Here is a 24,685-nt window from a genome sequence, read left to right on the forward strand (position 1 = left end):
AACCCGTTCCGGTTCCCCTCGGATGAGATCCTCCGCGTCGGTGAGGACCTGAATCTCACCGTTGCCGCCCGATGACCGCGAGCCACTCGGTCGCCCTCGACGGAGGAGCGTGATGGTCGCCGTATCGGCCGCGGCGCTCTTCCTGCCCCAGCTGCGGATGCTGCCGCGGCCCGTCATCGACCAGGAGCACCTGTGTTTCTAGCGTTCCTCGCTGGCGCCCCGGCCGTCATCGGAATCCTGTGGCTCGTCAACCTCTCAGGCGATGGGTCCCAAGAGAAGGTGCGGCGGGACACCTGCATCGGCGCTCTCGTCGTCAGCCTGCTGTTCATCGTCGGAGCCGTCGTCGACTGGTTCGTGCCGGTGGAGACGAGCAACGATGCTCAGGGATCGTTCGGCGGTTCCGCCTTCGCCGTCGCTGCGCTGGTCGTCAGCGGCATCCTCGGCCTACTCCTCACCTTCATCCTCTGGCTCACGATGCCAAGAGGGACAAGGTTGGAGCGCGACTGATGTCCGGCGCTGCTCGCACGACGATTTGATCGACAGGCGTTCACACCACTGACCCCGCGGAGACACTTCGACAAGGCGATGAGAATCGCGCCCTGCGTAGGCTGAGCGACAGTTCGACGGACGGAGCAGCGCACACCATGACAGACACGAACGCGATCGGCCGGCTATCCGTCAAGGCCGCTGCGACCGGGCTCGTTCTGGCCCTGGCCGGGTGCACGGCACCCCTCGATGGAACCGCCGTCGCCAGCCCCTCGGCGACGTCCGCCGCTCCCAGCCTTCCTACGAACATCCCCACGGATGACTCTGATGCAACGGACGCTCCCGCCGCCCAGTCGCTTCTGGAGCAGCTGCCCATCCGCACGTCACTCGAGAGCGTGTCCAACGATGCGAGCGGCGATCTCCTGATCGAGGAGCGAGAGGACGGGACAGTGTGGCTGTCCTTCAGCGGGCTGAACCTGACCGGAGCAGTGGAACCGCGAGTCCTTCTCACGAGCGCTCCCCTCGAGGACAACGACGGCGAGTTGAGGTTCCCTGCGGACGTCGGAAGCGAGGTCGGCTCGCTGACAGCGGATGCTGATCAGGAATTGCAGATCATCGATCCCGACACGATCGGCAGCATCGAGAGCGTCCTCATCCTGGGTGTCGGTGATCCCGGCACCCGCCAGCTCGCAGCCGCTCGAGTGCCGCCCTCCAGCACGGAACAGTGACGCCGCTGCGCCGCGAACGGGCATCGCCAGGCATCGCTGCCAGCACCCGCGTCGCCCCAGGAGCATCACGAGCGCCCCGACTCGTCGTGGAACGCGCACGAGCTCTCATGGTGTTCTCCGCGTGAATCACCGGTCATCGATTCGTAAGGAACGCGATCCGCGCACTCCGGTTGCGATGCTCGCTGTGGCCGCCGTCGGCGTGCATCTAGTTCCCGGCTTCCTACTCGTCCACGCGTTCCACATCGGGCTCTTCGGAATCGACATCGGAGCAGGAGCCGCCTACCCGAGCAGTCACGACGTTCCCCGAGCCCGCTTTGAAGCAGACCTGGACCACGTTCTTCGCTGGCCGAGTGAACGCACGCGAAGCGTGGGCCGGCTCGTCGGCGCACTCCGGCAGCCTTTTCGAGAGGAACGCCTGACACGCTGAACGTCCGCACCCGGTAGACCATCCCCTACTGGGACGGCGACTCGCCGCGCGATGCCGTCCCGACGTCATCGCGGCCGGCGCCGAAGTCGGGGACAGTCAGCGGGTGGGAGGCGAGTTCGATGGCTTGCTCGCGGGTGAGGTGCTGCGGGAAGTTCACATGAGCGAACCGGCCCGTGGGATCGTCCGAAGAGGACGGCATCGAGACACTGCTTCCCTGGAGGAACGTCACGATCGCGCCCTGGGTGGGGTCGGTGGTGACTCGGCCCAGCCTGTCGCGCAGTTCGAGGAGCACCTTCTGGCCTGGCGTCGACACCTCGAGGACGACCTGTTTCGACCGACCGGTCTCGATCCTCCGTGCCGTGGTGAACGACGCGAAGGGCGTGACCCGCGAGCGCACGCGCACCGTCTCGGCTGACAGGTCGGCGTACGGTGCAGGTTGGCGAATCGCGTGCACGACGAGCGGCAGAACGTTCAGCACGACGAGCGCCTCGACGAGTACCGCCAGGCGAGCAGCAAGGGGAACGGCCTCCGGATTCAGTGCGTCGAAGATGACGTTGCCGCCGATGATCGCCACGACAGTGACTCCGATGAGAACACGCTCCGTCGGCGCTCCTGCGCGACTGAACCAGTTCCATTGAGTGAGTCGCACCTCGGACGCCGAGCGTCCACCTCTGAACCCTGCCGCCATCGCTCACCCCTTCCGTTCCGTTCAGCCTGTCCTACGGCCTGCGGTACTGGCCACTGGACGCTCAACCCCGACCGACGATCCTCAATCGAGACGGCGTTCTCTTGCCATGAAGCTCGAAGGGCCTCGTGACTCGCACCGACGAGCGGGTGCGAGAAGGTCACTCATGAGCACTGACGAGGAGCGGTGGAACCACACGGGGCTGATTCGAGTGTTCACCATCACCGCGTGCGCCTCTCTCGCCGCCGCCATCGCGTTCATGATCCTCGAGCTCACGACGGACCTCGACGCCGCGACGGGCGCGTTCATCTTCCTGACGCTGTTTGTCCTGAATGTCGGGCTGATTCTCGCCCGGCGACGACAGGAGGTTGCAACGGACACACCGGTCGTTCCCTTCTGAAGCGCACTGCTCCGTATGGGGATCCTTCAGCGGAACGATCAGGCGTTCGGTGCGGGTGCGAGTGTTGCGCTTCCGGAGACGACCATCCAGCGCCCGGCGATTCGTCGCCATGCGCGGACGTACTGAAGCCGAGCCTCGATCCGTGTGCCGTGGTCGATCACAACGACGTCTACGACGGACGTGGTCTGGGCGCCGCCGGCAGAGGCCAGCGTGCTGCGACTGATTTCATCGATCGACTCGAACTTCGTTGTGCCCGACGAATGTGCTCCGAGATCTTCGTCCCGGCTGATGATCGAGCCTTCGGGTGTCGTGAAGATCAGCTCGGGTGCGAGCAGTCGACCAAGCGCATCGACGTCACTTGCGCGCATCGCGTCCAGCAATCGATCCTCGGCAGCATCGACGGTTTCGCGGAGCATGGACGGGAACGACATCCGGAAAGAGTATCTCTGCTCGTTGCGCGGCCTGCGTCCGTAGGGGGATCGGGTGCCGGGACCCTCTTCTCTCAGGCAGGCGTGTCGGAGCTCGATACTGAGGTCATGGCATCACCGCTCGTCTCCGACGTCGCTCACTCCGGTCTCACCGTGGCCGACCTCGACGACGCGCTGGTGCTGTGGTGCTTCGGTCTCGGGTTCGTGCTCGAGCGCACCTTCACGCTCGACGTCGACGTCACGGCGGCGACCACCGGCGTCCGTGGAGCCGTGATCCGCGCAGCGACGGTGACCCTCGGCCCCCACCGGGTGGAGCTGCTGCAGTACGACCCGCCCCGACAGCTCGAGTCCGCCGGCTCGCCCGCACAGGTCGGCACGGTGCACATCGCGCTCACGGTCTCGGACCTCGATCGTGTCCTCGAGCTCTGCGCTGGACACGGCTGGACACCGGTGGGGACACCTCACCGGATGACCGGTGGCGCCCGAGCCGGCACGCGCATCATCTACCTCGAAGGTGCCCTCGGTGGATTCCTCGAACTGATCGCGCCCCCGCAGCTCCCGTAGTCCGCGTCGGCCGATCGCGTCGAGGGCCCGATCTCTCAGCCCGCCAACCTCGCCATCCACTCCTCCACCGCGTCGGGCGTGCGCGGCATCGCCGCCGAGAGCAGGATCGACGACGTCTCCGTGACCACGAGGTCGTCCTCGATCCGGATGCCCAGGCCCCGCAGCTCGGCGGGGACCGTCAGGTCGCCCGGCTGGAAGTAGAGGCCCGGCTCCACGGTGAGGGTGTGGCCGGCCGCGAGCACTCCGCCGAGGTACGTCTCGTGCGGAGCGTGGTTGCAGTCGTGCACGTCCATCCCGAGCATGTGCCCGGCGCGGGAGATGCTCCACCGGCGGTGGTACGACGCGGACGGGGCCATGGCCTCGTCGACCGAGCAGCGGATCAGGCCGAGGTCGATCAGCCCTTCGGTGAGGGCTCGCCCGCACGCGTCCTGGTAGTCCTGGAAGCGCACTCCCGCGCGCAGGGAGTCGATGCCGGCCTGCTGCGCGCGCAGCACGATCGAGTACACGTCCCGCTGCAGCGGGGTGAACTCCCCGCTGACCGGGAAGGTGCGGGTGATATCGGCGGCGTAGAGCGAGGGCAGCTCGACGCCCATGTCCATCAGGACGAGGTCGCTGTCGGCGAGGGGCCCGGTGTTCCGCGTGTAGTGCAGGGTCGTGGCGTGCGCTCCCGAGGCGACGACCGATCCGTAGGCCGGCCCCTGTCCCTCGACCAGGGCGCGGCGGGCGAAGGTGCCCTCGAGGTAGCGCTCGCCGCGGGGCATCGCGCGGGCGACCTGCCACGCCTCGAGGCAGTCGTCGAAGCCCCGCGCCGTGCCGTCGACGGCGAGCTGCAGCCGTCCGATCTCCCAGTCGTTCTTGATCAGGCGCAGCTCGTCGAGCGTCGCCTTGAGCACGAGGTGCGGTCCGAGCTCCGGTCCGCAGATGCTCCGCACCAGCTCGTCGACGCTCTCGTCGAGGGTGGGCAGGACCCGGATGCGCCGGGCCCGCCGCGCGGCCCGCTCCACGTCGCGGGTGAAGTCGGCCAGCGGCCGGGTCTCGATGCCCAGTGCTGCCTGCGTCTCGGCGAGCGACGGCCGCGGCCCGACCCAGAGGTCGCCGAGCGCGTCGTTCTGCCAGAACTCGTCGCCGTCGCGGCCGGAGGGAGCACGCAGGTACAGGATCGAGCCGGCCTCCCCTCCCGTCGTGTCGACGACGAGCACGCTCTCGGCGACTCCGTTGCCCGTCAGCCACACGTGGTCGGTGCCCGGGCGGAAGCGGTGGTCGCTGTCGTTCGAGCGCACCCGCGGCAGGCCGGAGGGGATGATCAGCAGCTCGGCGGGCAGCGCCTGCGCCAGTCGCGACCGGCGCTCCGCGGTGTAGGCGAGCACCGGCTCGTCGGAGTCGATCACCGGCTCCGGATCGGCCCAGCCGGCGGTCATGAACGCGCCGTCCCCGGGGAGCGGGCTGCGGTTCCCGGCCCTCGGCATGCTCCAGAGTGCGGACTCCTCTGCCCGGGCCTCCTCCACAGCGCTCACGCGCCCGCCCGCTCCAGCGCGTGCGGTCGCTGGACAAAGCGCGGGCCGGCTCGACGACCTCAATCTGCGCATCCTCGCCGTCCTGCGCGAGAACGGGCGCATCTCGATGTCAGCCTTGGCCGAGCGGGTGAACGTCTCGCGGGCGAGCGTCTACAACCGGGTCGAGCAGCTGACCGCATCCGGCATCATCACCGGGTTCTCGGCCCTGGTCGATCCGGGGAAGGTGGGGCTCGACGTCTGCGCCCTGGTGTTCGTGACTGTGCACCCGCAGTCGTGGCACCGGTTCCGCGAGGGCATCCTCCAGATGCCCGACGTCGAGTACTGCTGCATCACGACCGGCGAGCACGACGCGATGCTCCTGGTCCGCTCGCTCGACATCGGCGGCGTGCACGACGTCGTCACCGGCGTGGTCGCGGCCCGGCCAGAGGTGAAGTCGGTGGTCTCGGTCGTCGTGCTCGACGAGGTGGTGCGCAAGGCCTATCTGCTGCCCTCCGACATCCCCGACCGCTCCGGATCGACGAACCGGCTCGGCATGACGCGGTTCACCACCGCGGGGAACGGCCGCGACGCGGCGCGCTGAGCGTCAGACCTCGACGCAGATGCTGACGTGGTCGTCGCCGTCGATCTCGAACTCCTCGACGAGCCGCAGCAGGCCCTCGCCGTCGAGCTCGACGCGGCTGCCGCCGGTGCCGCTGACCACGGTCCCGCCGTCGATCAGCTGGTGCACGAACGAGACCTGCAGGGCGTCGCCGGTGCGCGTGCCCACGAACCGGCCGAAGGTCACGGTGTCGCCGACGTCGTCGCCCCAGACCACTCCGTCGCGCTCGGAGTAGTGGAACCGCGACGGCGACTCCGGGTCGACCGCGCTGTTGGTCGAGGAGGTCATCACGAACTCGCGGCCGTCGAGACTGGGGGCGGTGGTGGCGTCGTTCACGTCATGGAGTATGCCGGAGAGGTCGAGGTGTCCTGGCCGCGGGCCGATTTCGTCTCATCCTTCGGGTGGCGAACCCGTGGAACTGTACGAAAGTGTCGTCACGGCGTCCCTCCACGGTTCATTCGTCTGCGGTCGCGGACCGACCGACGTCGCTCGGATCGCGCCGAAGGCCCTCCGGCGTGGAGCGGGCGACTCCACGGACAGGACGTCGTCCGGTGTCTGCGAGGCGTCCGGACCTCCCCGGCCGCCTCGATGCTCCAGCGATTCGTCCGCGATCGGATTCTTTCCCGTACTCTCAAAACCCGTACGGGGAATGAATCGGGGCTCATTCGCATCCGATTCGAATTCAGCATCTTGGGGGCGCAATGGATCCGCAGCAATCGGTGAACAGGGATCGCGCCGTGTGCGCCAACGCGAGGAGCGACGGATGACGGGATCGAGCACGGCAGGGGCCGTCGTGAAGCGCCCCGAGTCGCGAGAGTGGATCGACTTCGCCAAGGGCGTCGCGATCAGTCTCGTCGTGCTCTACCACTCGTCGTTGTTCCTGGGATTCTTCGGCCTCGAGGGGTACGTCCCGAAGCTCCGCACTGTGCTGCTCTACTTCCCCATGCCCGTGTTCTTCTTCATCGCGGGCCTCACGGCCGCCCGGATGCTGACGTGGACGTTCGCCGAGCTGTGGCGCCGCCGGGTCCTCGCGCTGGTGTACCTCTATCTGCTGTGGTCGTTCATCCGGGTCGTCTTCTACCTCATCGTCCCGTTCTCACGGTCGGAGGCCACCTCACCGACGGACCCGCTCAACGTGCTGGTGCTCCCCATCCTGCCGTCGAGCAGCTACTGGTTCATCTGGGCTCTCGCGATCTTCAGCATCCTCGCCTGGGCGATCCGCAAGGTGCCCCGGTGGATCCAGCTCTCTGTGGCCGGGCTGCTGTCCGTCGCGTCCACGACCACGGGCCTGCTGGACACCGACAACATCGGCTGGGACCGGGTGCTCCAGAACTTCATCTTCTTCCTCGTGGCGATGTTCATCCCCCGCACGTTCTACCGCTTCGCCGCCCGCGTGAAGGTCTGGCAGGCGCTCGCGCTCGCAGTGTCCTACATCGGCATCATCGCGGTGATCGTCGCCTTCGACGCCAACCGCATTCCGGGCGTCATCCTGATCGCCAGTTCGGTCGCGATCGTCCTGGGCATCGCCGGCTCCCAGTACCTCGTCAAGGTCCGCGCACTGAAGATCTTCGTCACCATGGGGCAGCAGAGCTTCCAGATCTATCTCCTGCACCTCTTCGTGATCGCTGTCGTCGTCGCGTTCGTCCCCCTGCTCGGCGAGACGAATGTCCCGACCGGCCCGGCGACGGTCTTCCCGTTCGCCCTGACGGTGTTCTCCCTCTGGGCGTCGCTGTTCCTCTTCCAGTCGCTGCGGCGCTTCTCCTGGTTGTGGGTGAGCCCGTTCAGCACCGGCAAGTCCCAGAAGAAGCGCCTCGCCGCCAAGGAGGCGAGATCGGCCGCGGTCCAGCCCACCGCGGTCGAGTCCGCAGCTCCTGTCGCCCCGGCCGATGAGCCCGCTGACGCGGGGACTGCGGGCAGACCGGAGAAGGACTGACCGGCGAGCACCTCCCGGGCGACTCCCCGGGCGACCCTTCTGCAGGCCCGAGTCGTCTCGGGCGCTGGTGAGTCCGCCTCAGACCGGGCCGGCCCGCGCTGCTCGGTCTCGGGTGAGCCGAGGGAGCAGTCGGACGAGGACGACCATGCCGACGAGTTCCACGAGGGTCTGCGTGACGACGACGACGGGCGCGAGCGACAGCGGTGCCGGGAGCGCGAGTGCGAGGGGCAGCACGACGAGCGAGTTGCGGGTCGCGCCGCTGAACACGAGGGCGCGCGTCGCGGGCACGTCGAGTCGGAAGACGCGTCCAGCACCCAGCCCCAGAGCGGTCATGACCACGAGGAATCCCGCGTAGAGCGGGACGAGAACGAGAAGCCGGCCGGCCGAGGCGCCCACGGCGCCGGACTGGGAGGCGACGACGGCGAAGAGCGTGGCCGTCATGAGCGGCACCATGAGCCCGAGCATCGTGGACTCGACGATCCGGCCGGACACGTGTCGGCGCGCCAGGGCCTGCACCAGCCCGGCCGCGGACAGCGGCACCACGATCAGCAGCAGGAACGCCCGCGCGAACGGACCGGCGTCGACCACCGCCACCCCCGCAGGACCGATGAAGAGCACCAGATACACGGGGAGGGGAGGATCTGCGCGAGCATCAGCAGCGGTGCGGCGGCGAGCAGCCGGTCGGACGCCCCTCCGGCGAGCCCGGCGAACACGATCACGTAGTCGATGCACGGCGTCAGGAGCACCAGGAGGACCCCGAACAGCAGCACCGGAGTGTCGGCGACGAATCGGGACAGCCCGTAGGCGACGAGCGGCACGACGACGAAGTTCAGCACCCCGACCGCGGCGAGGAAGCGGCCGTCGCGCAGAGACCGTCCGATCGCGGCGAACGGGACACCGAGGAACGTGGCGAACAGCAGCAGCGCGAGCACCGGTTCGATCGCGACCTCGAGGTGGTGCGCGGCGGGCAGCAGCAGTCCGAGAGCGGCGCCGGCGGCGATCGCGGCGAGGTAGAGCGGGATCTGGCGGTGCTCGAGCCAGGCGACGAACACTCTCACGACAGCAGGTCGGCGAGAAGGAGGGGCACGGGTGCAACGGTAGAGGCTCGCCGCCCGGCTCACCGACGTGGCCGAGACCACCCGCGAGCTGCCGGCGCTGACCTGATCGCGCGTCGAGCGGAAGCACCGCCGCACAGTGAGTCCGCTGACGACCGCGACCTGGCGCGCCCGGGCGGATGATGGTCGGGTGAACCGCACCGATCGTCTCTACGGGCTCGTCGAGGAGCTGCGGGCGGTCTCGCCCCGGCCGCGGAGCGCGCGCCGTCTCGCCGAGCGGTTCGAGGTGTCGGTGCGGACCATCGAGCGGGACCTGTCCGCGCTGCAGCAGGCGGGTCTGCCGATCTGGGCGGAGCCCGGCCGCACGGGCGGCTATGTCATCGACGCGTCCGCGACCCTCGGGCCGGCCGGATTCACGGTGGAGGAGGCCGTCGCCGTGCTGATCGGCCTCAGCGCGCTGCAGCGCAGTCCGTTCCGGCAGGCAGCCAGGACCGCCGCCCGGAAGACGCTCGCGGTCCTGCCGGACGACGTGGCCGCCCGCGCCGGCGCGGTCGCGTCCCGGGTGCACTTCCTCGAGAGCGAGGAGGAGGCGGTCGTCCCGGCGGAGTTCGCGACGGCCCTCCGAGCGGATCGTGTCGTCCGGCTGCGCTACCGCGACAGCAGCGGCGCGGAGTCGGTCCGCGACGTCGAACCGCTCGGCTCGATCGGGAAGGAGGAGCACTGGTACCTGATCGCGTGGTGCCGGCTGCGCGAGGGGGTCCGGGCGTTCCGCGGCGACCGGATGCTGTCGGTCGAGGTGACCGACGAGCGGCCTCCGCAGCGCACCCTCCGAGCCGAGGACCTCGCGCTCCAGTACGGACGACTGCGGTCCGTCGTCGACGACTGACCCGCTCCGGGGACGCCGACGACCGCCGCGGACCTCGCGGAGACGAGGACGATCTGCGGAAACACCGACAGGACGGTGTCGCGACGACCGGCGAGCCTGGTGCCTCCACCTCGTCCCCGCCCCTGAAGGAGCCCCATGTCGTTCACCTCCCTCCGCCTCGTCACCGACGACCTCGACGGCCTCGTCGCCTTCTACGAGCAGGTCATCGGCCGTGCGGCCGAGCGCCCGGCGCCGGTCTTCGCGCAGTTCACCGGAGCGGGCGCGACCCTCGCGATCGCCCACACCACGACCGTCGGGATGCTCGATGGCGCCGTCGTCCCCGCGTCGAACCGCTCCATGCTGCTCGAGTTCGAGGTGCCCGACGTCGACCGCGCCTTCGCCGAGCTCGCACCCCGGAGCGAGGACGTGGTGCTCCCGCCGAGCACCATGCCGTGGGGCAACCGCTCCGCCCTCGTCCGCGACCCGGACGGGAACGTCGTCAACCTGTTCAGCAAGCCCGCGGGCTGACCGGTCGCGTTCCGTCGGCCGCGCCCGCTGGGCCCTGCCCGAGTGGCGGCCCGACGACCGGAGTGGGTCGCGACGCGTTTCAGAGAGCCGTTCCCCGCCGGGACGGCGTCATGACGCGCTGCCGGGCGCTGCGAGCTCGCCCGTGAGGTACTGCGCTCGACCGAAGCCGAAGGACCAGTCCGCCGCGGTGTTCTCGACGAAGCCGACGACGAGGTCGGCGCCGTCGACGCCGATCTCCTCCAGCGCGGCGGCGAGTGCGGCGAAGAACGTCTGCTTCTCGTCCGTGGTGCGTCCGGTCTGAGTGAAGATCTGGATGACCACGACCTGCTCGGACCTCTCGATGCCGAGACCGACGTCGAGGGCGGTGAGCCGGCCGGGCTTGTGCTCGGTGACGATCTGGAAGCGGTCGCGCTCCGGGAGGCCGTAGACCTCGACGAGGGTGCGCATCAGCGCGTCGCCGAGTGCGGTGATCTGCTGGTCGGAGCGGCCCTCGATCAGGTCGATGCGGATGAGCGGCATGGTGATTCCTTCGGGTCCGGGGAGGTCGTCGCACCGTAGCGTGCGGCCTGCGCCGACCTCTGCCCCTCCCCTGCGTCTCCTCTCAGCCGGGCGGCGTCGGAAGGATCGGGCAGCCTCTCCTTGCTGGCGCGTCAGCGGGGCTGGTGCTTGCATGGCCCTCATGACGACCCCGTCCGCGCCTCCGCCCTCCTCGCCCCGCGCGGAACCTCACGACGGTGCGATCTCGGGGCGGCTGAACTGGTTGCGGGCGGGCGTGCTCGGCGCGAACGACGGAATCGTCTCGGTCGCCGCTCTCGTCGTGGGCGTCGCCGGCGCCACGACCGCCACGGCACCGATCCTGACGGCGGGCGTCGCAGGGGTCGTCGGCGGTGCGATCTCGATGGCACTGGGCGAGTACGTGTCGGTGAGCAGCCAGAGCGACAGTCAGCGTGCACTGATCGAGAAGGAGCGCGTCGAGCTGGCAGAGGATCCCGCCGGGGAGCTCGAGGAGCTCGCCTCTCTCTACCAGGCGCGGGGCCTGACCCCGGAGACCGCGCATCGGGTCGCCCGCGAGCTGAGCGAGAACGACGCTCTGACCGCGCATCTGGAAGTGGAACTGGGCCTGAGCGAGGAGGCGGTCGCCAGTCCGCTCGCCGCCGCCGGCGCCTCGGCACTGTCGTTCCTCCTCGGCGCCGCGCTGCCGCTGCTGGCGATCCTGCTCCCTTCGCCGGAACAGAGGGTTCCGGTGACCTTCGCTGTGGTGCTGATCGCCCTCGTCGCGACGGGGTTCATCAGCGCCCGGGTCGGCGGCAGCCGGGCTCTGCGGCCGATGATCCGCATCGTCGTCGGCGGCGCTCTGGCGCTCGCTGCCACGTTCCTGATCGGGTCGCTGCTCGGCACGTCCGGCGCGATCTGATGCCCCGGATCCTCGTCGTCGAGGACGACCCGCAGATGGGTGCCCTCGTCGAGCGGGGGCTGCAGGAGGACGGCTACGACGTGCATCTGGTCGACAACGGTGTCGATGCGCTGATCGCCTTCACGGCGGGAGACGTCGACGTCGCCGTCGTCGACGTCATGCTGCCGGGGATGACCGGGTTCGAGGTCTGCCGTCGGCTGCGCGAATCGGGCAGCACCGTCCCGGTGGTGCTGATCACGGCGCGGGACGCCGTCGAGGACCGGATCTTCGGGCTGGACTCGGGCGCCGACGACTACGTCACGAAGCCGTTCCACTTCGGCGAATTGAGCGCGCGGATCCGCGCGCAGATCCGCCGCCGGACCAGCGGCCCACAGCCTGTGGTGCAGATCGGAGCGCTGCGCCTGGACGCCCTGGCGGTGCGGGCGACCGTCCGCGACCGCCCTTTCGCGCTGAGCGTGAAGGAGTTCACCCTGCTGCGCTTCTTCGCCCTGCGGCCGGACGAGGTGCTGACCCGGACGGGGATCCTCACCGAGGTGTGGGGGTCGTCGGAGACGTTCGAGCCGACTCTCGTGGACCAGTACGTCAGCTACCTCCGCAAGAAGCTCGCGCTCGCCGATACGGGCCTTCGGATCACGACGGTCCGCGGCGCGGGGTACCGGCTGGAGCGCGCCGAGTGAGGCTGCTGCGCTCCCTCTCGATCCGCTCCCGGATCACTCTCGGCAGCCTCCTCGTCGCGCTGATCGGGGTCGGTGCGACCACCCTCGTACTGCACGCGCAGTTCCGCAGCATCGTGGTCGCCTCCGAGGTGACCCTCGCCGAGGGCGACCTCGCCCCGTACCTCGCCGATCTGCGATCGGAGCCGACCGAGACCCCTGACCCGCCGGCCGAGGGGATCCTGATCTTCGCGCGCGCTCCCGGCGGTGCGGTCCCCGTCGACACGATGCCGCACGACGTCCACGAGGTCCTGGACCGCAGCAGCGGCAACGACGGCGCCTCGACGGTCGTCACCGACGAGGACGTGCGGTTCACCGTCCTCTCGCGGACCCTCGACACCGGCGCGGGCACGTGGGAGCTCTGGGCGGCGCGCAGCGGCGCCGGCAGCGACCTCACCGTCGCGGCCCTCGACCGGACGCTGCTCTTCAGCGCCGCAGCCCTCGTGATCCTGTCCGCTCTCGCCGCATGGCTGCTCACCGGCGTCGCCCTGCGTCCGGTCGAGCGGATGCGCCGCACCGCCGCCTCGCTCGGCGATCGTGACGGAGGCGAGCTCCCCGTCGGCTCGGCGACTGATGAGCTGTCGGACCTGGCGGAGACGCTGAACGCCTTCCTCGCCCGGACGCGGGACACGGCGGATCGGGAACGGCAGATGGTGTCCGCGGCCAGCCACGAGATCCGCACGCCACTGGCCGTCGTCATCACCCAGCTCGAACTCGCGCACCGGCACTTCGGCGACGCGGACGCCCTCGAGACGGAGATCCGCGCCGCCGAGGGGTCCCTCGCTCGCCTGTCCCGGCTGGCGACGAACCTCCTGGAGCTCTCCCGCCTGGACGCCGCCCCGCCGGTCGCGGCGCGCGCGACGGCGCGCGAGCTGGAGACCGAGTTGATGGACTCCGTCGACCGGCTGAGGACGATCGCCGGAGGCGCCGGCCCCGAGATCGAGCTCGACACCGCGATCGAGCGGGCCGATGCGCCCTACCCGCTCTCGGCGAGCGCGTTCTCGCGGATCCTCGACAATCTCGGCGCGAACGCGATCGCTGCGACGCCGCCGGGAGGACTCATCACCCTCCGTCTGCGCCAGCACGACTCCGGCCTCGAGCTGCACGTCGAGGACACCGGGCACGGCGTGCCGGAGGAGTTCGTGCCGCACGCCTTCGAGCGCTTCTCCCGGCCCGACGAGGCGCGCACCAGCCGCGACGGCGGCAGCGGGCTCGGGCTCGCCCTCGTGGCGGCGCTCGTCGACATCGCGGACGGCTCGGTCGCCCTCGAGAACCGCAGCTCCGGCGGAGTCGCGGTGACGATGGTGCTGCCCGAGCGGTGACAGCCGGGCCCTCGACGACCGATCGCAGGAGGCCACCGGCTCCGACGACTGATCGCTCCGGCGAGCGAGCGCACGCACTGACTCCGCCCGGTCGGCGCCTCGCAGCTCGGCGGTGAAGCGGGGAGTGGGCTCCGAGGACGGGCGAGCGATCGTTCGAGGGCTCACACGAACGCGTCGATCCGGCGGAGCGCGCGGGACAGGCGCGTAGCGTCACGAGGACAGCACCCCTCGACCGAAGGCGCCCCCGATGAACGACTGGCAGATCAACGGCCTCCCTCTCCACCCGCTCCTCGTGCACGCCGTCGTGGTCCTGCTCCCCCTCGCCGCACTGATGCTCGTCCTCGGCAGCGTCTGGCCCGCCGCCCGCCGCAGGTTCGGGATCTTCACCCCGATCATCGCCCTGGCCGCGCTGATCGCCGTCCCGCTCACCACGCAGGCCGGCGAAGCCCTCGAACGCCGGACGGAGCCGTCCGCGATCCTCGAGCTGCACACGGAGCTCGGCGATCACCTGCTCCCCTGGGCCGCCGGCTTGTTCGTCATCGCCCTGGTGCAGTGGCTCTGGTTCCGCCGCACGCGACGGAGCGATGACCACGCCACCACCCGCCGCCCTGTCGTCGGGATCGTGCTTGCCGTCGCAGCGATCGCCGTCTCCGTCGGAGCCACCATCGACGTCGTCCGCATCGGCGACTCCGGGGCGCAGGCCGTCTGGTCCGACTCCACCACCGGCACCGACCAGGCACCCGCGCCCAGCGGCGACAGCGACGACTGAGTCCCCGACGGATCAGCGCTCATGCCCCTGCGACGGAGGACGCGCCTCCTCCAGCCCGCCCCGCCCGCTGGATGCGCGCCCGCACCAGCCGCTGCAGCAGCGCGGGGTAGAGCTGAACGGCGATCGTCGACCCGAGCAGCCAGGCCGCGCCGCCCGTCGCACCCGTGACTGTCGCGGCGAGGGCGAGCGCGACTCCGACGGCCGTGCACGCGACGTGCACCGCCTCAGAGCGGCGGGTGTGCTGATCGAGAGCGGCCAGCCCCGCGCGCGTGCCGTCGAAGCCGCGCTCGCGGGTGACGAGGCGGTTCCACCCGACGACGTCGAGCAGCCGACCGAAGACGCCGACCCCGAGCGCCCGCAGCACCGTCGGCTCGCGGCGGCCCACGTCGAACCAGGACTGCTCGAGCGGACGGGTGCGCGCACCGAAGGTCAGTGCCGCCCAGCTGGTGAGGACCATCTGCGCGACCGCGGCGAAGACCGGATGCGAGGGTCCGATCGCGGTCCAGCCGGCCGCGAGGAGGGCGGCCGCGAGGACGGTGGGAACGAGGGTTCGGATCATCTCCGCTCCCTCCTGCTCGTGCTGCGGTGCTCGAGGCCAGTCCAGCAGATCCGCGGCATCCGTGCGCCGCGTCCTCCTCCGGACGCCCCGCGCCGGGCATCCACCGCCTTCTCGGCACCGCTTCCTTGACACCGCCGCCGGCCGGTCACCATCATGCAGTCACGACCGGCGGCGGCGCGCCACCGGCGTCCCGACAGGAACGGTGCACCGATGCCCACCATGCTCTTCGTCAACCTGGCCGTCGCCGATCTCGCCCGGGCGAGGGCCTTCTACGAGTCGCTCGGCTACTCGATCAACGAGGGCTTCAGCGACGAGAACGCCGTCAGCGTGGTGATCAGCGACACGATCACCGCGATGCTGCTCACGCGGGAGTTCTTCGCAGAGTTCACCAGCAAGCCGATCATCGACGCCACCACCTCGACCGAGGTCCAGCTGGCCCTCAGCGCCGACAGCAGGGAGGAGGTCGACGCCCTTCACGGGAAGGCCCTCGCCGCGGGCGCGACCCCGGTCGGAGAGCAGGACCACGGGTTCATGTACTCCAAGAGCTTCGACGATCTCGACGGCCACCACTGGGACTTCGTCTGGATGGACCCGGCGGCCGCGGCAGGCGGTGCGCCGGAGCTGTCCGTCGAGGAGATCCGGGCGAACACGACGCACAGCTGAGTCACGACCCGCGGACTCCGAGCGGTCGACGTCCACGACCCGCGACGGCGCGCCCTCGCAGTCACACTCCGTCACGATCCGGCGCGCACTCCCCTCGGCCTGACAGGCTCCCGGCATCCGCCTTCCGGGCGTCTGGACAGGAGCACACCGTGACGATCACTGCACCGGCGACCACCGCGACCACCGCTGCGGCGACCACAGCGACCACTGCGGCGAGCGCCGCGACCTCGACCCCGGCGCCCGCACCCCGTGCCTCCGCGGCGGCCGGCTTCTCCACGCGCCAGGTGCACGCCGGTGCCGCGCCCGACGGCGCCCACGGGGCGCGCGTCACCCCCGTGCACCTCAGCGCCGGCTTCGTGTTCGACAGCTTCGAGCACGCCCGCGAGCGGTTCGCCGGCGAGGACGAGGGCTATCTCTACACCCGCAACGGGAACCCGACCACCGAGGAGGTCGAGCGCCGGATCGCCGATCTCGAGGGCGGCGCCGAGGCGATCCTGGTGGCGAGCGGCCAGGCGGCCACCGCCTCCGCTCTCCTGGGGATCCTGCAGGCCGGCGACCGGGTGCTCTCGTCGCGCCGCTTGTACGAGGGCAACCGGGGGCTGCTGGTGCAGAACTTCGGTCGGCTCGGGATCGGCGTGGACTTCGTCGACGACGCGTCGGACCTCGGCGAGTGGGAGCGGCGGATCGGGCCCGACACCCGGGTCCTCTTCGGCGAGCCGATCCCGAACCCGAAGAACGATCTGCTGGACCTCCCGGCGCTGGCCGCGATCGCGCACCGGCACGGGCTCCCGTTCGTGGTCGACAACACGCTCGCGACCCCGTACCTCCTCCGCCCGATCGAGCACGGGGCCGACGTGGTCGTGCACTCGACCAGCAAGTTCCTCGCCGGGCACGGCTCCGCCCTCGGCGGCGTGATCGTCGACGCCGGCACGTTCGACTGGGCGGCGCGCCCCGCGCTCTTCCCGCACCTCAACCAGGAGGAGCGGTCGTTCGGCGGCCGCAGCTGGACCGAGCAGCACGGCCGGCGCGCCTTCGTCTCGTACACGCGGGACATCGTGGTCTCCCGCCTCGGACCGACGCCGTCACCGCTGAACTCCTTCCTGCTGCGGCAGGGCGTCGAGACGCTGTCGCTCCGGGTCGAGCGGCACTCGGCGAACGCCCTCGCCGTCGCCCGCTTCCTCGAGGAGCGGCCCGAGGTCGTGTCGGTCGACTACTCCGGCCTGGAGTCGAGCCCGTCGTTCGCCCTCGCGCAGCGCCTGCTCCCCCGCGGGCAGGGCTCCGTCTTCTCCTTCACCGTGGCCGGAGGGGAGGCGGGCGCGGCCGCCTTCATCGACGCCGTCGAGCTGTTCAGCCACATGACCCACCTCGGCGACGTGCGCTCGCTGGTGCTTCACCCCGCGTCGACCACCCACGCCGGCCGCACCTCCGCCGAGCGGGCCGCCGCCGGGATCCACCCCGGGCTCCTCCGGCTGTCGATCGGGATCGAGGACGTCGACGACCTCCTCCGCGACCTCGAGCGCGGGCTCGCCGCGGTGCGCGCACACGCCCTCCCCGCGCTCGCGGAGGTGTGAGCGTGGCGCGCCGTCAGCACTTCGGCTGGTTCTTCTCCCGGGGCTTCGGACCGCAGGGATGGGGGCACCCCTACCGGGAGTGGAACCACGACTGGACGAAGCCCGGCCTCTACCAGCAGTCGGCCCGCGAGCTGGAGCAGGCCGGCTTCGAGCTGATCGTGATGGAGGACGCCGTCTCGCTCGGCTCCCCGGAGACGCTCGACCTGCGGGTGCGGGGAGCGTACGGCGGGCCGAAGCACGATCCGCTCCTCCTGGCGCCGTACCTGTTCGCGGCGACCGAGCGGATCGGGCTGGCCCCGACGATCAACGCCGGCATCACGCCCCCGTACCTCGCCGCCCGGCAGGCGGCGACGCTGCAGCACCTCAGCTCCGACCGCTTCGGGATCAACCTGGTCACCGACGTCGGCAGCGCCCGTCACGTGGGCCTGGAGCCGCTGTCGCACGACGCGGCCTACGACCGGGCCGACGAGTGGATGGCGGTCGTCCGCCGGCTCTGGCACAGCTGGGGCGAGGGCGCGCTGGTCGCCGACCCCGAGTCGGGCCGCTACGCCGATGGCACCCGGATCGACGCGTTCCGCCACCGCGGGGAGCACTTCCGCGTGGACGGACCCCTGAACGCCGTCCCCTTCGAGAACGGCGACCCGATCGTCGTCTCCCCCGGCGGCTCCCCCCGCGGGCTGGCCTTCGCCGGCACGCAGTCGGACGTGCAGCTCGCCCTCGCGCCGCTGGAGGCCCGGGCGGTCCGCGACTACCGGGCGCGCGTGCTCGCCGCGGCCGAGCAGCACGGGCGGACCGCGGACGACCTGCGCGTGCTCTTCGTCGTGAAGCCCGAGATCGTGTCGAGCCCGGAGGAGGCCGCGCGCGTCGTCGAGGCGTCGCGCCACCCCGACGAGGACGCGCTGCGGCGGATCGCGCTCGGCTGGTCGAGCGACCTGGAGACCGACCTCACCGGGCTGGACCTGGACCTCCCCGTCCCGGAGTCGGTGTTCGGCGAGCACGTCTCGCACGGCACCATCGCCGGCCTGTACGGCGGCACGGAGGACGCTCCGCTGCGGGAGCTGCTCACCAGGAAGGCGCGCAAGGGCCGCGTCGCCGAGCGCGCCGGCTTCGTCGGCACCGCGGAGGAGTTCGCCGACTTCGTCGAGGAGCTCGGCGACGACGGCGGCAGCGACGGGCTCCTCCTCTCCGGGGACCTGCACCCGGTCACCCTGCACCGGATGCTCGACGACCTCGTCCCCGTGCTGCGCCGCCGCGGGATCCTCCGCGACGAGCTCGCTCCCGGCGGGACCCGCGCCAATCTCTTCGGGACGTAGGGGGGGTCCGCCCCGTCTCACTCCGGATCCTGCGCCCGGCCGGGCACCGGGCGGAAGGATCCGTGCTCGATCTCGTGGGCGAGCTGCACAGCCTCGACACGCGAGGCCGCCCGGTCCACCGCCGGCGGCCCGGCCTCATCGGGGGTGCAGAGGGAGCGGAGGCGCTGAAGGACGGCTCCTCGCCACTGTCGTGCGATGCCGCCCGCCTCGGTGCTCCGCCGTCCCACCTCGTCGAGTCCCCGCGAAGGCGCTCCGCCGTTCACACGGCGGCCCGCACGGCTTCGAGCGTCTCGAGGAGGAGGGGACGCGGCATGGCGAAGACGAGACGCACGTGGTCGGCGTAGCCGGCGCCGCACAGGCGTCCGGAGGTGAGCGTCACTCCCGCCTCGCGCTGCAGGTGCTGCGCGGGATCGGCGAGGCCGAGAGCACCCAGGTCGAACCAGGCGAGATACGTCGCCTCCGGGGTGCGGTGCCCGATCCGGGGCAGCTCGGAGGCGAGGAAGTCGGCGATGAGGCGCCGGTTGCCGTCGAGGTAGTCGACGACCTCGTCGAGCCACGCTCCGCCCTCCCGGTAGGCGGCTGTCGAGGCGATCACGCCGAGATTCGAAGCGCCGTGCTGCACCGCGAACCCGAAGCGCGAGTAGACGTCCTCGTCTGCGTCGTTCGTGGTGATCAGCTGCGCGGCCTTCAGGCCGGGGATGTTCCACGCCTTCGAGGCGCTCGTTCCGGTGACGGAATGCCGGGCGGCCTCCTCCGAGACCGAGGCGTAGGGGATGTGGGGGACGCCGTCGAACCGCACCGGCGCGTGGATCTCGTCGGCGAAGACCCGCCCGCCGTGGCGCTCGACGACAGCGGCGAGACCTTCGAGCTCGGACCGCGGCAGGACCGAGCCCGTCGGGTTGTGCGGATTGCAGAGCACCAGGGTGCCCGCTCCCTGCGCGAAGGCCGCATCGATCCCGTCGAGGTCGTGCTCCCAGCGGCCGTCGACGATCGTTCCCGGAACCTCGATCACCTCGCGTCCGATGGCCGACAGGTAGGTGAGGAACGGCATGTAAGCGGGGGTAGGCACGATCACCGGTGAGCCGGGGCGGGAGAACTCGGTGACGGCCACTCCGAGCGCGGCCATGACATCCGAGACGGAGTGCACGCGGGCGGGGTCGACCGTCCACGCGTACTGCTCAGCGAGGTACTCCGCGGCGGCCTCGCCCAGCTCGCCCGCAGTCGAGGGGGACAGATAGCCCAGCACGTCGCCGGCCACGGCGTCGTGCAGTGCCCTCCGAACGGCCGGCGCCGTACCGAAGTCCATCTCGGCGACCCAGGCTCCGATGGTGCCGGGGCGGAGGCTCCACTTGCGGCTCGTCGGGCGGTCGAGTCGTTCGCGCGTGAGCGAGTCGAACAGGTGCATGGGAGTCCTCGGGGAAGCGGGCGGAGGGCGCCCCGCTGGGCGATCGGGGCGCCCGAGGCGGGGGCGGCTCAGCTGTTGTCGAGCGGGAGCCCGGGCGGGTTCACCAGGGCCTCGTCCACGGCCTCGTCCTGCAGGCCGTAGGCCGACAGCCAGTCCTGGTACTGACCGTTCCCGATGAGGTAGCCGAGGGCCTGGGCGATCGGCTCGGCGAGTCCGGAGTCCTTCTTCACAGTCGCCGCGATCAGCCCGTCGAGCGATTCGCCCGCTCCGGAGAACGTGCCGGCGTTGCGGGTCGGGTCGGCGCCGTCCTCCGAGATCCGGTTCTGGTAGACCGTCGTCGGGTTGGGCCCGAAGTAAGCGTCGATCCGGCCGGAGCCGAGAGCGAGAGTGACGGAGTTGGCATCGGGCAGTCGCGTGATCTCCAGGGACCTGCCCTCGGACTGCAGACGGGCCTGCCACTCGAGCAGGATCTTCTCCTGGTTGGTGCCGCTGCTGACCGCGACGGTGAGTCCGTCGAGGTTCTCGTAGTCGCCGTCGAACTCCCAGTCGTTCGAGGCGAGGACCTGGAACGCGAGGGTGTCGGAGCGGTAGGAGGCGAAGTCGTACTTCTCCTTGCGCTTCTCCGTGACGGTGATGTTCGAGAAGCCGACGTCGCTGCCTCCGGTGTCGATGCCCACGAAGAGGTTGTCCCAGGTGGAGTTCTCCACCTCGGGCTGCAGCCCGAGGACGGCGGCGACGAGGCGGCCGAGATCGGGCTCCGAGCCGGTGAGGGTCTCGGTGTCGGTCCCGGTGAACGCGAGCGGAGGGAAGCCTGCGGGGAGAGCGCCGACGCCGATCGTCAGGGTCCCGCGGTCGAGGATCTCCTGCGGCAGCGTGCCGCGGATCTCGTCGACGACCGGCACGTCGATGTCCGTCTCGGTCGCCGCTCCGTTGGAGAGGGCACCCACGGTGACGGTGGTGGTGCCGGAGGCGGCTCCCGGGGAGGCCGGGTCGGAGGCGGCGGCACCGGAGCAGGCCGCGAGGCCCGTCGTCAGCGCGGCGGCAGCGAGAAGCGCCCCGACTCTGGTCCAACGAGTGATGTGCGGTCTGGTCATGATTCGATTCCTGTGTCTGTCGTGCGGATGGAGAGGAGGAGGAGTGCGGGGGCTCAGCCGAGGACTCGGCCGAGGAAGTCGCGGGTCCGCGGATTCTGCGGGCGGTCGAGGACCTCGCTCGGGCTGCCCTGCTCGACGACGAGGCCGTCGTCGACGAACACCACCCGGTCGGCGACCTCGCGGGCGAAGCCGATCTCGTGGGTCACGACGATGAGGGTGCGGCCGCTCTCGGCCAGCGACCGGATGACCTGCAGCACCTCCCCGACGAGCTCGGGATCGAGAGCCGAGGTCGGCTCGTCGAAGAGGATCACCTCGGGGTCGAGCGCGAGCGCACGCGCGATGGCCACGCGCTGCTGCTGGCCGCCGGAGAGCTGCCTCGGATAGGCCGCCGCCTTGTCGGCGAGACGGACGTGCTCGAGCAGGGCGCGTGCCCGCTCGCGGGCCTCCGCGGGCGGCTGCCCCTGCGAGATCGGCGCCTCGGTGACGTTCTCGAGGATCGTCAGGTGCGGGAAGAGGTTGAAGCTCTGGAAGACGAAGCCGATCCTCGCCCTCTGGCGCAGGATCTCCTTCTCGCGCAGCTCCTTGAGCCGACCGCCGCGCAGCCGCACCCCGATCAGCTCGCCGTTCACGGAGACGAACCCCTCGTCGAGCTTCTCGAGATGGTTGATCGCCCGCAGCAGGGTCGACTTGCCCGAGCCGCTCGGACCGAGGATGACCGTGACGGTGCCCGCCTCGACGCGCAGGTCGACTCCCCGGAGCACGGTCCGGTCGCCGTAGGACTTGGTCGCGTTGTGGATCTCGATGGCGGCGGTCATCGCGCACTCCTCAGGCCGGCGAGCGAGCGCCGCACCCGCTGGAGGGGCGTGGGCGCGAGCTCCCGGTGCGCGCCGCGGGCGTAGAAGCGCTCGATGTAGAACTGCACGACCGAGATCGCCGAGGTCAGCACCAGGTACCAGATCGTCGCGACGACGAGCAGGGGGATGATGTCCGTCGGGTACGTGCTGCCGAGGTTCTGAGCGACCCCGAACAGATCGAGCAGCGAGACGTAGAACAGCAGCGAGCTCGCCTTCAGCAGGCCGATGATCTGGTTCACGTAGGCGGGCACGATCGAGCGGAGCGCCTGCGGGAGGACGATGCGGGTGAACTGGCGGCGCTGCGGGATCCCGAGCGCCTTCGCCGCTTCGTGCTGCCCCTGATCGACCGCGAGCACCCCGGAACGGACGACCTCGGCGCTGTAGGCGATCTCGGACAGGCTCAGGCCGATCACGCCGAGGGCGAGCGGAGGCAGCAGCGACACCGTCGGCACCGACCACTGCGGACCGAAGGGGATGCCGATGCCGACGGTCGGATACAGGTTGCCGAGATTGAACAGGAAGATGAGGACGAGGATCAGCGGCACCGAGCGGAACAGCCAGATGTAGACCCAGCTGAGCGTCGACAGCACCGGATTGCCCGAGAGCCGGGCTACTGCGACGACGATGCCTCCGACGAAGCTGATCACGGCGCTGATGGCGGTGGCGAGGAGCGTCAGCTGCAGCCCCTTCAGGATCGCCGGACTGAAGAGCCAGGTCCCGACCTTCGGCCACTCCCACGACGGGTTCGTGAAGAGGGTCTGTCCGGCGTTCAGCAGGAGCACGAGGACCAGTGCGGCGACCACCCAGCGCACCGGGTGGCGCAGCGGCAGCACCGGCCGCTCGCCGAGTCGGGCGAGGTCGATGCCTCCGGGAAGGGGGCCGGACGTGTCCCGCGGTCGAGGCGGCGCGATCGTGCCGCTCATGAGGCACGCCCCGTGACGCGACCGCGCAGGCGTGCTCCGCCGTCGGGCAGGGACGCGGTGAGCTGCGCGAAGGAGTCGTCGTGCGCGGTCCGGATCCTCGCGACGTCGAGCGGCCGATCGGTGAGCGTCCGCGCATAGCCGTGCAGGACGACCACCTCCGGAGGCTGGGTCACGTCGTAGAGCGGTGTGTAGCCCGCGGTGAGGTAGAGCCGCTGCGCCTCCGGCTGGAGCGGCCCGGTCGTGAGGTAGACGGTCGAGTAGCCGAGCCGGCGGGCCTCCGCCTCGAGCTCTGCGACCACGCGCAGGGCGAGTCCCTGCCGACGGTGCGCCGAGGATGTCCAGATGCGCTTGAGCTCGGCGGTCGTGTCGTCGAATCTCTTCAGCGCGCCTCCGGCGATCGCGGTGCCGTCGCGCAGAAGCAGGACGAAGGATCCCTCCGGCGGGGCGAACACCTCGCTCGGGTAGCGCGCGAGCTCGGCCGATGCCGGCTCGCCCCAGGCGGTGCCGTAGCGGGTGTCGTACTCGCGCTCGAGCTCGTCGAGCAGGGGCCGGGCCCGCGGGTCATCGGCCCGCACATGGACGAACTCGTCGGCCGCGACGGTGTCAGACGAGGACACGAGCGGCCTCCTCGGCGGCCTGGGCGGCCGCGGCGTCGCGTCGAGCGACCTCCTCGCGCACCAGCGGTATCACGTGGCGACCGAAGTCGAGGGTGTCGTCGACGTAGTCGTAGCCGCGCGCCGAGATGATGTCGACCCCGAGATCGACGTAGTCGAGCAGCGCGGCGGCCACCGTCTCCGGTGTCCCGACGAGGGCGTTCGAGTTGCCGCGCGCTCCCGCGGCGACTCCCGCCCTGGTCCAGAGCGCGCGATCGAAACGGTCGCCTGCGGCGGCGATCGCGAGGAGGCGCTGCGAGCCGGTGTTCTCCGGCGCGGCGAGGCCTCCGGGGGCGGTCTCGCGGGTGCGCGCCTCGATGCGGCGGAGGATCCCCTCCGCCTTCTCCCAGGCCTGCTCCTCGGTGGCCCCGAGGATGGGTCGGAAGGCGACCTGGATGCGCGGCGCGACGTCGCGGCCGGCCGCCGCCGCCGCCTCCCGGATGCTGCGGATCTGCTCGGCGGTGTCCCGCAGCGGCTCGCCCCAGAGCGCGTAGACGTCGCTCTCGGCGGCACCGACGGACAGAGCGGCGGGAGAGGAGCCTCCGAACGAGATCTGCGGCCGAGGCTGCTGCACCGGCCAGACGTCGCTGACGAACCGGGAGAAGCGGTAGTGCTCCCCGACGTGATCGAACGGCTCACGGGTCGTCCAGACCTGCTTGACGATCCTGATGTACTCGGCGGTGCGCGCGTAGCGCTCGTCCTTGCTCAGGTAGTCGCCCTCCGCGGCCTGGTCCGCGTCCGACCCGCCCGTGATCACGTGGACGCTCAGGCGGCCTCCACTCAGCTGATCGAGGGTCGCGAAGGCTTTCGCCGCGACCGTGGGGTAGGAGACGTTGGGCCGGTGCGCCAGCAGCAGCTGGATGCGCTCGAGCCGCGACGCGATGAAAGCGGCGGCGACGGCGGGGTCGGGGGCTCCGGAGTGGTAGGCGAACAGGATGCGGTCCCACCCGCTGTCCTCATGAGCCGCGGCCAGACGCACCGTGTACTCCGGGTCGAAGCTCGCGCCGCTGCGTGCTCGTGTCTCGCTGCCGTCGTTGAGCGCGGCGATGCCGAGGAATTCGATGGGCACTCGAGGCTCCTGCCTGTCGGGGCGCACCGTTCTGCACGCCGTGGGGGCCGACGCTAGGGTCCGCGGCCACCCGGCTCCAACCCGCCGCTACACACTTCTTCACATCGTCACGAGTCGTCACAGAGCGGCGTCCTCACGGGGGAAGGGTCATC

Annotated in this window: 27 protein-coding genes and 1 pseudogene; 15 read left to right on the forward strand and 13 right to left on the reverse strand. The window is 70.7% G+C overall.

All coding sequences use genetic code 11. The features are described 5' to 3' along the window. Positions 1-279: 279 nt before the first annotated feature. Together C5B95_RS10750 and C5B95_RS10755 are read left to right on the forward strand one after the other, a co-directional pair. Entirely contained in the window at positions 280-507 is a 228-nt protein-coding gene (locus C5B95_RS10750; protein ID WP_146076570.1) for a hypothetical protein, read from the forward strand. 137 nt (positions 508-644) lie between these two features. Then, positions 645-1,214 carry a hypothetical protein gene (locus C5B95_RS10755; RefSeq protein ID WP_104349140.1) on the forward strand — a complete coding sequence of 190 codons (570 nt, stop codon included), beginning with the start codon at positions 645-647 and terminating at the stop codon, positions 1,212-1,214. 452 nt (positions 1,215-1,666) lie between these two features. On the opposite strand, the gene C5B95_RS10760 is transcribed toward C5B95_RS10755, so the two are convergent. Beyond that, on the reverse strand, positions 1,667-2,215 hold the full coding sequence (locus tag C5B95_RS10760; RefSeq protein WP_104349141.1) for a hypothetical protein: 549 nt from the start codon (positions 2,213-2,215) through the stop codon (positions 1,667-1,669). Between the two features lie 277 nt (positions 2,216-2,492). Between C5B95_RS10760 and C5B95_RS10765 the strand changes: the two genes are divergently transcribed. Then, on the forward strand, positions 2,493-2,726 hold the full coding sequence (locus C5B95_RS10765; RefSeq protein ID WP_104233966.1) for a hypothetical protein: 234 nt from the start codon (positions 2,493-2,495) through the stop codon (positions 2,724-2,726). Between the two features lie 38 nt (positions 2,727-2,764). On the opposite strand, the gene C5B95_RS10770 is transcribed toward C5B95_RS10765, so the two are convergent. Next, entirely contained in the window at positions 2,765-3,157 is a 393-nt protein-coding gene (locus C5B95_RS10770) for a nuclear transport factor 2 family protein (protein WP_104349142.1), read from the reverse strand. Between the two features lie 105 nt (positions 3,158-3,262). Here C5B95_RS10770 and C5B95_RS10775 point away from each other — a divergent pair, with 105 nt between their 5' ends. Then, entirely contained in the window at positions 3,263-3,718 is a 456-nt protein-coding gene (locus C5B95_RS10775) for a VOC family protein (RefSeq protein WP_104349143.1), read from the forward strand. Between the two features lie 35 nt (positions 3,719-3,753). On the opposite strand, the gene C5B95_RS10780 is transcribed toward C5B95_RS10775, so the two are convergent. Continuing rightward, on the reverse strand, positions 3,754-5,184 hold the full coding sequence (locus C5B95_RS10780; protein ID WP_258059948.1) for an aminopeptidase P family protein: 1,431 nt from the start codon (positions 5,182-5,184) through the stop codon (positions 3,754-3,756). Here C5B95_RS10780 and C5B95_RS10785 point away from each other — a divergent pair. Then, positions 5,183-5,812 carry an Lrp/AsnC family transcriptional regulator gene (locus tag C5B95_RS10785; RefSeq protein ID WP_104349174.1) on the forward strand — a complete coding sequence of 210 codons (630 nt, stop codon included), beginning with the start codon at positions 5,183-5,185 and terminating at the stop codon, positions 5,810-5,812. The two genes, C5B95_RS10780 and C5B95_RS10785, sit on opposite strands and share 2 nt — an antisense overlap. 3 nt (positions 5,813-5,815) lie before the next feature. On the opposite strand, the gene C5B95_RS10790 is transcribed toward C5B95_RS10785, so the two are convergent. Continuing rightward, positions 5,816-6,166, reverse strand: coding sequence for a hypothetical protein (locus tag C5B95_RS10790; RefSeq protein ID WP_258059949.1), 351 nt, complete (start codon positions 6,164-6,166; stop codon positions 5,816-5,818). Positions 6,167-6,593: 427 nt separating this feature from the next. On the opposite strand from C5B95_RS10790, the gene C5B95_RS10795 reads away from it, so the two are divergent. Beyond that, positions 6,594-7,763, forward strand: coding sequence for an acyltransferase family protein (locus tag C5B95_RS10795; protein ID WP_104267688.1), 1,170 nt, complete (start codon positions 6,594-6,596; stop codon positions 7,761-7,763). A gap of 78 nt (positions 7,764-7,841) precedes the next feature. Here C5B95_RS10795 and C5B95_RS10800 read toward each other — a convergent pair. After that, positions 7,842-8,821, reverse strand: a pseudogene (locus C5B95_RS10800) (arsenic resistance protein). A gap of 187 nt (positions 8,822-9,008) precedes the next feature. Between C5B95_RS10800 and C5B95_RS10805 the strand changes: the two are divergent. Together C5B95_RS10805 and C5B95_RS10810 are read left to right on the forward strand one after the other, a co-directional pair. Beyond that, positions 9,009-9,704, forward strand: coding sequence for a YafY family protein (locus C5B95_RS10805; RefSeq protein WP_104262256.1), 696 nt, complete (start codon positions 9,009-9,011; stop codon positions 9,702-9,704). 135 nt (positions 9,705-9,839) lie between these two features. Continuing rightward, positions 9,840-10,211 carry a VOC family protein gene (locus C5B95_RS10810; RefSeq protein ID WP_104349145.1) on the forward strand — a complete coding sequence of 124 codons (372 nt, stop codon included), beginning with the start codon at positions 9,840-9,842 and terminating at the stop codon, positions 10,209-10,211. 108 nt (positions 10,212-10,319) lie between these two features. Here the strand turns inward: C5B95_RS10810 and C5B95_RS10815 are convergent, their stop codons facing one another. Beyond that, positions 10,320-10,730 carry a tautomerase family protein gene (locus tag C5B95_RS10815; RefSeq protein WP_104223271.1) on the reverse strand — a complete coding sequence of 137 codons (411 nt, stop codon included), beginning with the start codon at positions 10,728-10,730 and terminating at the stop codon, positions 10,320-10,322. Positions 10,731-10,890: 160 nt separating this feature from the next. Between C5B95_RS10815 and C5B95_RS10820 the strand changes: the two genes are divergently transcribed. From C5B95_RS10820 to C5B95_RS10835, 4 genes are all read left to right on the forward strand, one after another. Continuing rightward, positions 10,891-11,625, forward strand: a complete 735-nt coding sequence (locus tag C5B95_RS10820; RefSeq protein ID WP_104349175.1) for a VIT1/CCC1 transporter family protein — start codon at positions 10,891-10,893, stop codon at positions 11,623-11,625. Next, the gene (locus C5B95_RS10825; RefSeq protein ID WP_104223273.1) at positions 11,625-12,302 is read left to right on the forward strand and encodes a response regulator transcription factor; all 678 of its coding nucleotides are present in this window, start codon (positions 11,625-11,627) and stop codon (positions 12,300-12,302) included. The genes C5B95_RS10820 and C5B95_RS10825 overlap by 1 nt, the downstream gene beginning before the upstream one ends. Continuing rightward, positions 12,299-13,660 carry a cell wall metabolism sensor histidine kinase WalK gene (locus tag C5B95_RS10830; protein WP_104349146.1) on the forward strand — a complete coding sequence of 454 codons (1,362 nt, stop codon included), beginning with the start codon at positions 12,299-12,301 and terminating at the stop codon, positions 13,658-13,660. Before C5B95_RS10825 ends, C5B95_RS10830 begins: the two co-directional genes overlap by 4 nt. Positions 13,661-13,907: 247 nt before the next feature. Beyond that, positions 13,908-14,429 carry a DUF2231 domain-containing protein gene (locus tag C5B95_RS10835; protein ID WP_104223275.1) on the forward strand — a complete coding sequence of 174 codons (522 nt, stop codon included), beginning with the start codon at positions 13,908-13,910 and terminating at the stop codon, positions 14,427-14,429. Positions 14,430-14,448: 19 nt separating this feature from the next. Here the strand turns inward: C5B95_RS10835 and C5B95_RS10840 are convergent, their stop codons facing one another. Next, on the reverse strand, positions 14,449-14,988 hold the full coding sequence (locus tag C5B95_RS10840; RefSeq protein ID WP_104349147.1) for a hypothetical protein: 540 nt from the start codon (positions 14,986-14,988) through the stop codon (positions 14,449-14,451). Between the two features lie 210 nt (positions 14,989-15,198). Between C5B95_RS10840 and C5B95_RS10845 the strand changes: the two genes are divergently transcribed. From C5B95_RS10845 to C5B95_RS10855, 3 genes are all read left to right on the forward strand, one after another. After that, entirely contained in the window at positions 15,199-15,651 is a 453-nt protein-coding gene (locus tag C5B95_RS10845; RefSeq protein ID WP_104349148.1) for a VOC family protein, read from the forward strand. Positions 15,652-15,800: 149 nt separating this feature from the next. Further along, the gene (locus C5B95_RS10850) at positions 15,801-17,222 is read left to right on the forward strand and encodes an O-acetylhomoserine aminocarboxypropyltransferase/cysteine synthase family protein (RefSeq protein ID WP_258059950.1); all 1,422 of its coding nucleotides are present in this window, start codon (positions 15,801-15,803) and stop codon (positions 17,220-17,222) included. 2 nt (positions 17,223-17,224) lie between these two features. Further along, positions 17,225-18,535 carry an LLM class flavin-dependent oxidoreductase gene (locus C5B95_RS10855; RefSeq protein ID WP_104317068.1) on the forward strand — a complete coding sequence of 437 codons (1,311 nt, stop codon included), beginning with the start codon at positions 17,225-17,227 and terminating at the stop codon, positions 18,533-18,535. 259 nt (positions 18,536-18,794) lie between these two features. Here C5B95_RS10855 and C5B95_RS10865 read toward each other — a convergent pair whose 3' ends face one another. From C5B95_RS10865 to C5B95_RS10890, 6 genes are all read right to left on the reverse strand, one after another. Next, positions 18,795-19,940, reverse strand: a complete 1,146-nt coding sequence (locus C5B95_RS10865; protein ID WP_104317069.1) for a MalY/PatB family protein — start codon at positions 19,938-19,940, stop codon at positions 18,795-18,797. A gap of 68 nt (positions 19,941-20,008) precedes the next feature. Further along, on the reverse strand, positions 20,009-21,034 hold the full coding sequence (locus tag C5B95_RS10870; protein WP_104349149.1) for a transporter substrate-binding domain-containing protein: 1,026 nt from the start codon (positions 21,032-21,034) through the stop codon (positions 20,009-20,011). A 53-nt stretch (positions 21,035-21,087) separates the two neighbouring features. Beyond that, on the reverse strand, positions 21,088-21,849 hold the full coding sequence (locus tag C5B95_RS10875; RefSeq protein ID WP_104223287.1) for an amino acid ABC transporter ATP-binding protein: 762 nt from the start codon (positions 21,847-21,849) through the stop codon (positions 21,088-21,090). Then, the gene (locus C5B95_RS10880; protein WP_104233982.1) at positions 21,846-22,811 is read right to left on the reverse strand and encodes an amino acid ABC transporter permease; all 966 of its coding nucleotides are present in this window, start codon (positions 22,809-22,811) and stop codon (positions 21,846-21,848) included. The genes C5B95_RS10875 and C5B95_RS10880 overlap by 4 nt, the downstream gene beginning before the upstream one ends. Further along, entirely contained in the window at positions 22,808-23,428 is a 621-nt protein-coding gene (locus C5B95_RS10885; RefSeq protein WP_219812350.1) for a GNAT family N-acetyltransferase, read from the reverse strand. Before C5B95_RS10885 ends, C5B95_RS10880 begins: the two co-directional genes overlap by 4 nt. After that, positions 23,415-24,533 (reverse strand): LLM class flavin-dependent oxidoreductase, encoded by a 1,119-nt coding sequence (locus C5B95_RS10890; protein WP_104223289.1) that lies wholly within the window; start codon positions 24,531-24,533, stop codon positions 23,415-23,417. Before C5B95_RS10890 ends, C5B95_RS10885 begins: the two co-directional genes overlap by 14 nt. Between the last annotated feature and the right edge of the window lie 152 nt (positions 24,534-24,685).

The organism is Rathayibacter sp. AY1A7 (assembly GCF_002930845.1).
Classification (GTDB): Bacteria; Actinomycetota; Actinomycetes; order Actinomycetales; family Microbacteriaceae; genus Rathayibacter.

What these genes read in the sequence shown, in the direction of transcription:
- C5B95_RS10755 (WP_104349140.1), top strand. Translation starts at nt 645, where the DNA reads ATGACAGACACGAACGCGATCGGCCGGCTATCCGTCAAGGCCGCTGCG.
- C5B95_RS10765 (WP_104233966.1), top strand. Translation starts at nt 2,493, where the DNA reads ATGAGCACTGACGAGGAGCGGTGGAACCACACGGGGCTGATTCGAGTG.
- C5B95_RS10770 (WP_104349142.1), bottom strand. Translation starts at nt 3,157, where the DNA reads ATGTCGTTCCCGTCCATGCTCCGCGAAACCGTCGATGCTGCCGAGGAT.
- C5B95_RS10775 (WP_104349143.1), top strand. Translation starts at nt 3,263, where the DNA reads ATGGCATCACCGCTCGTCTCCGACGTCGCTCACTCCGGTCTCACCGTG.
- C5B95_RS10785 (WP_104349174.1), top strand. Translation starts at nt 5,183, where the DNA reads ATGCTCCAGAGTGCGGACTCCTCTGCCCGGGCCTCCTCCACAGCGCTC.
- C5B95_RS10780 (WP_258059948.1), bottom strand. Translation starts at nt 5,184, where the DNA reads ATGCCGAGGGCCGGGAACCGCAGCCCGCTCCCCGGGGACGGCGCGTTC.
- C5B95_RS10795 (WP_104267688.1), top strand. Translation starts at nt 6,594, where the DNA reads ATGACGGGATCGAGCACGGCAGGGGCCGTCGTGAAGCGCCCCGAGTCG.
- C5B95_RS10810 (WP_104349145.1), top strand. Translation starts at nt 9,840, where the DNA reads ATGTCGTTCACCTCCCTCCGCCTCGTCACCGACGACCTCGACGGCCTC.
- C5B95_RS10815 (WP_104223271.1), bottom strand. Translation starts at nt 10,730, where the DNA reads ATGCCGCTCATCCGCATCGACCTGATCGAGGGCCGCTCCGACCAGCAG.
- C5B95_RS10820 (WP_104349175.1), top strand. Translation starts at nt 10,891, where the DNA reads ATGACGACCCCGTCCGCGCCTCCGCCCTCCTCGCCCCGCGCGGAACCT.
- C5B95_RS10825 (WP_104223273.1), top strand. Translation starts at nt 11,625, where the DNA reads ATGCCCCGGATCCTCGTCGTCGAGGACGACCCGCAGATGGGTGCCCTC.
- C5B95_RS10835 (WP_104223275.1), top strand. Translation starts at nt 13,908, where the DNA reads ATGAACGACTGGCAGATCAACGGCCTCCCTCTCCACCCGCTCCTCGTG.
- C5B95_RS10840 (WP_104349147.1), bottom strand. Translation starts at nt 14,988, where the DNA reads ATGATCCGAACCCTCGTTCCCACCGTCCTCGCGGCCGCCCTCCTCGCG.
- C5B95_RS10845 (WP_104349148.1), top strand. Translation starts at nt 15,199, where the DNA reads ATGCCCACCATGCTCTTCGTCAACCTGGCCGTCGCCGATCTCGCCCGG.
- C5B95_RS10865 (WP_104317069.1), bottom strand. Translation starts at nt 19,940, where the DNA reads ATGCACCTGTTCGACTCGCTCACGCGCGAACGACTCGACCGCCCGACG.
- C5B95_RS10870 (WP_104349149.1), bottom strand. Translation starts at nt 21,034, where the DNA reads ATGACCAGACCGCACATCACTCGTTGGACCAGAGTCGGGGCGCTTCTC.
- C5B95_RS10875 (WP_104223287.1), bottom strand. Translation starts at nt 21,849, where the DNA reads ATGACCGCCGCCATCGAGATCCACAACGCGACCAAGTCCTACGGCGAC.
- C5B95_RS10880 (WP_104233982.1), bottom strand. Translation starts at nt 22,811, where the DNA reads ATGAGCGGCACGATCGCGCCGCCTCGACCGCGGGACACGTCCGGCCCC.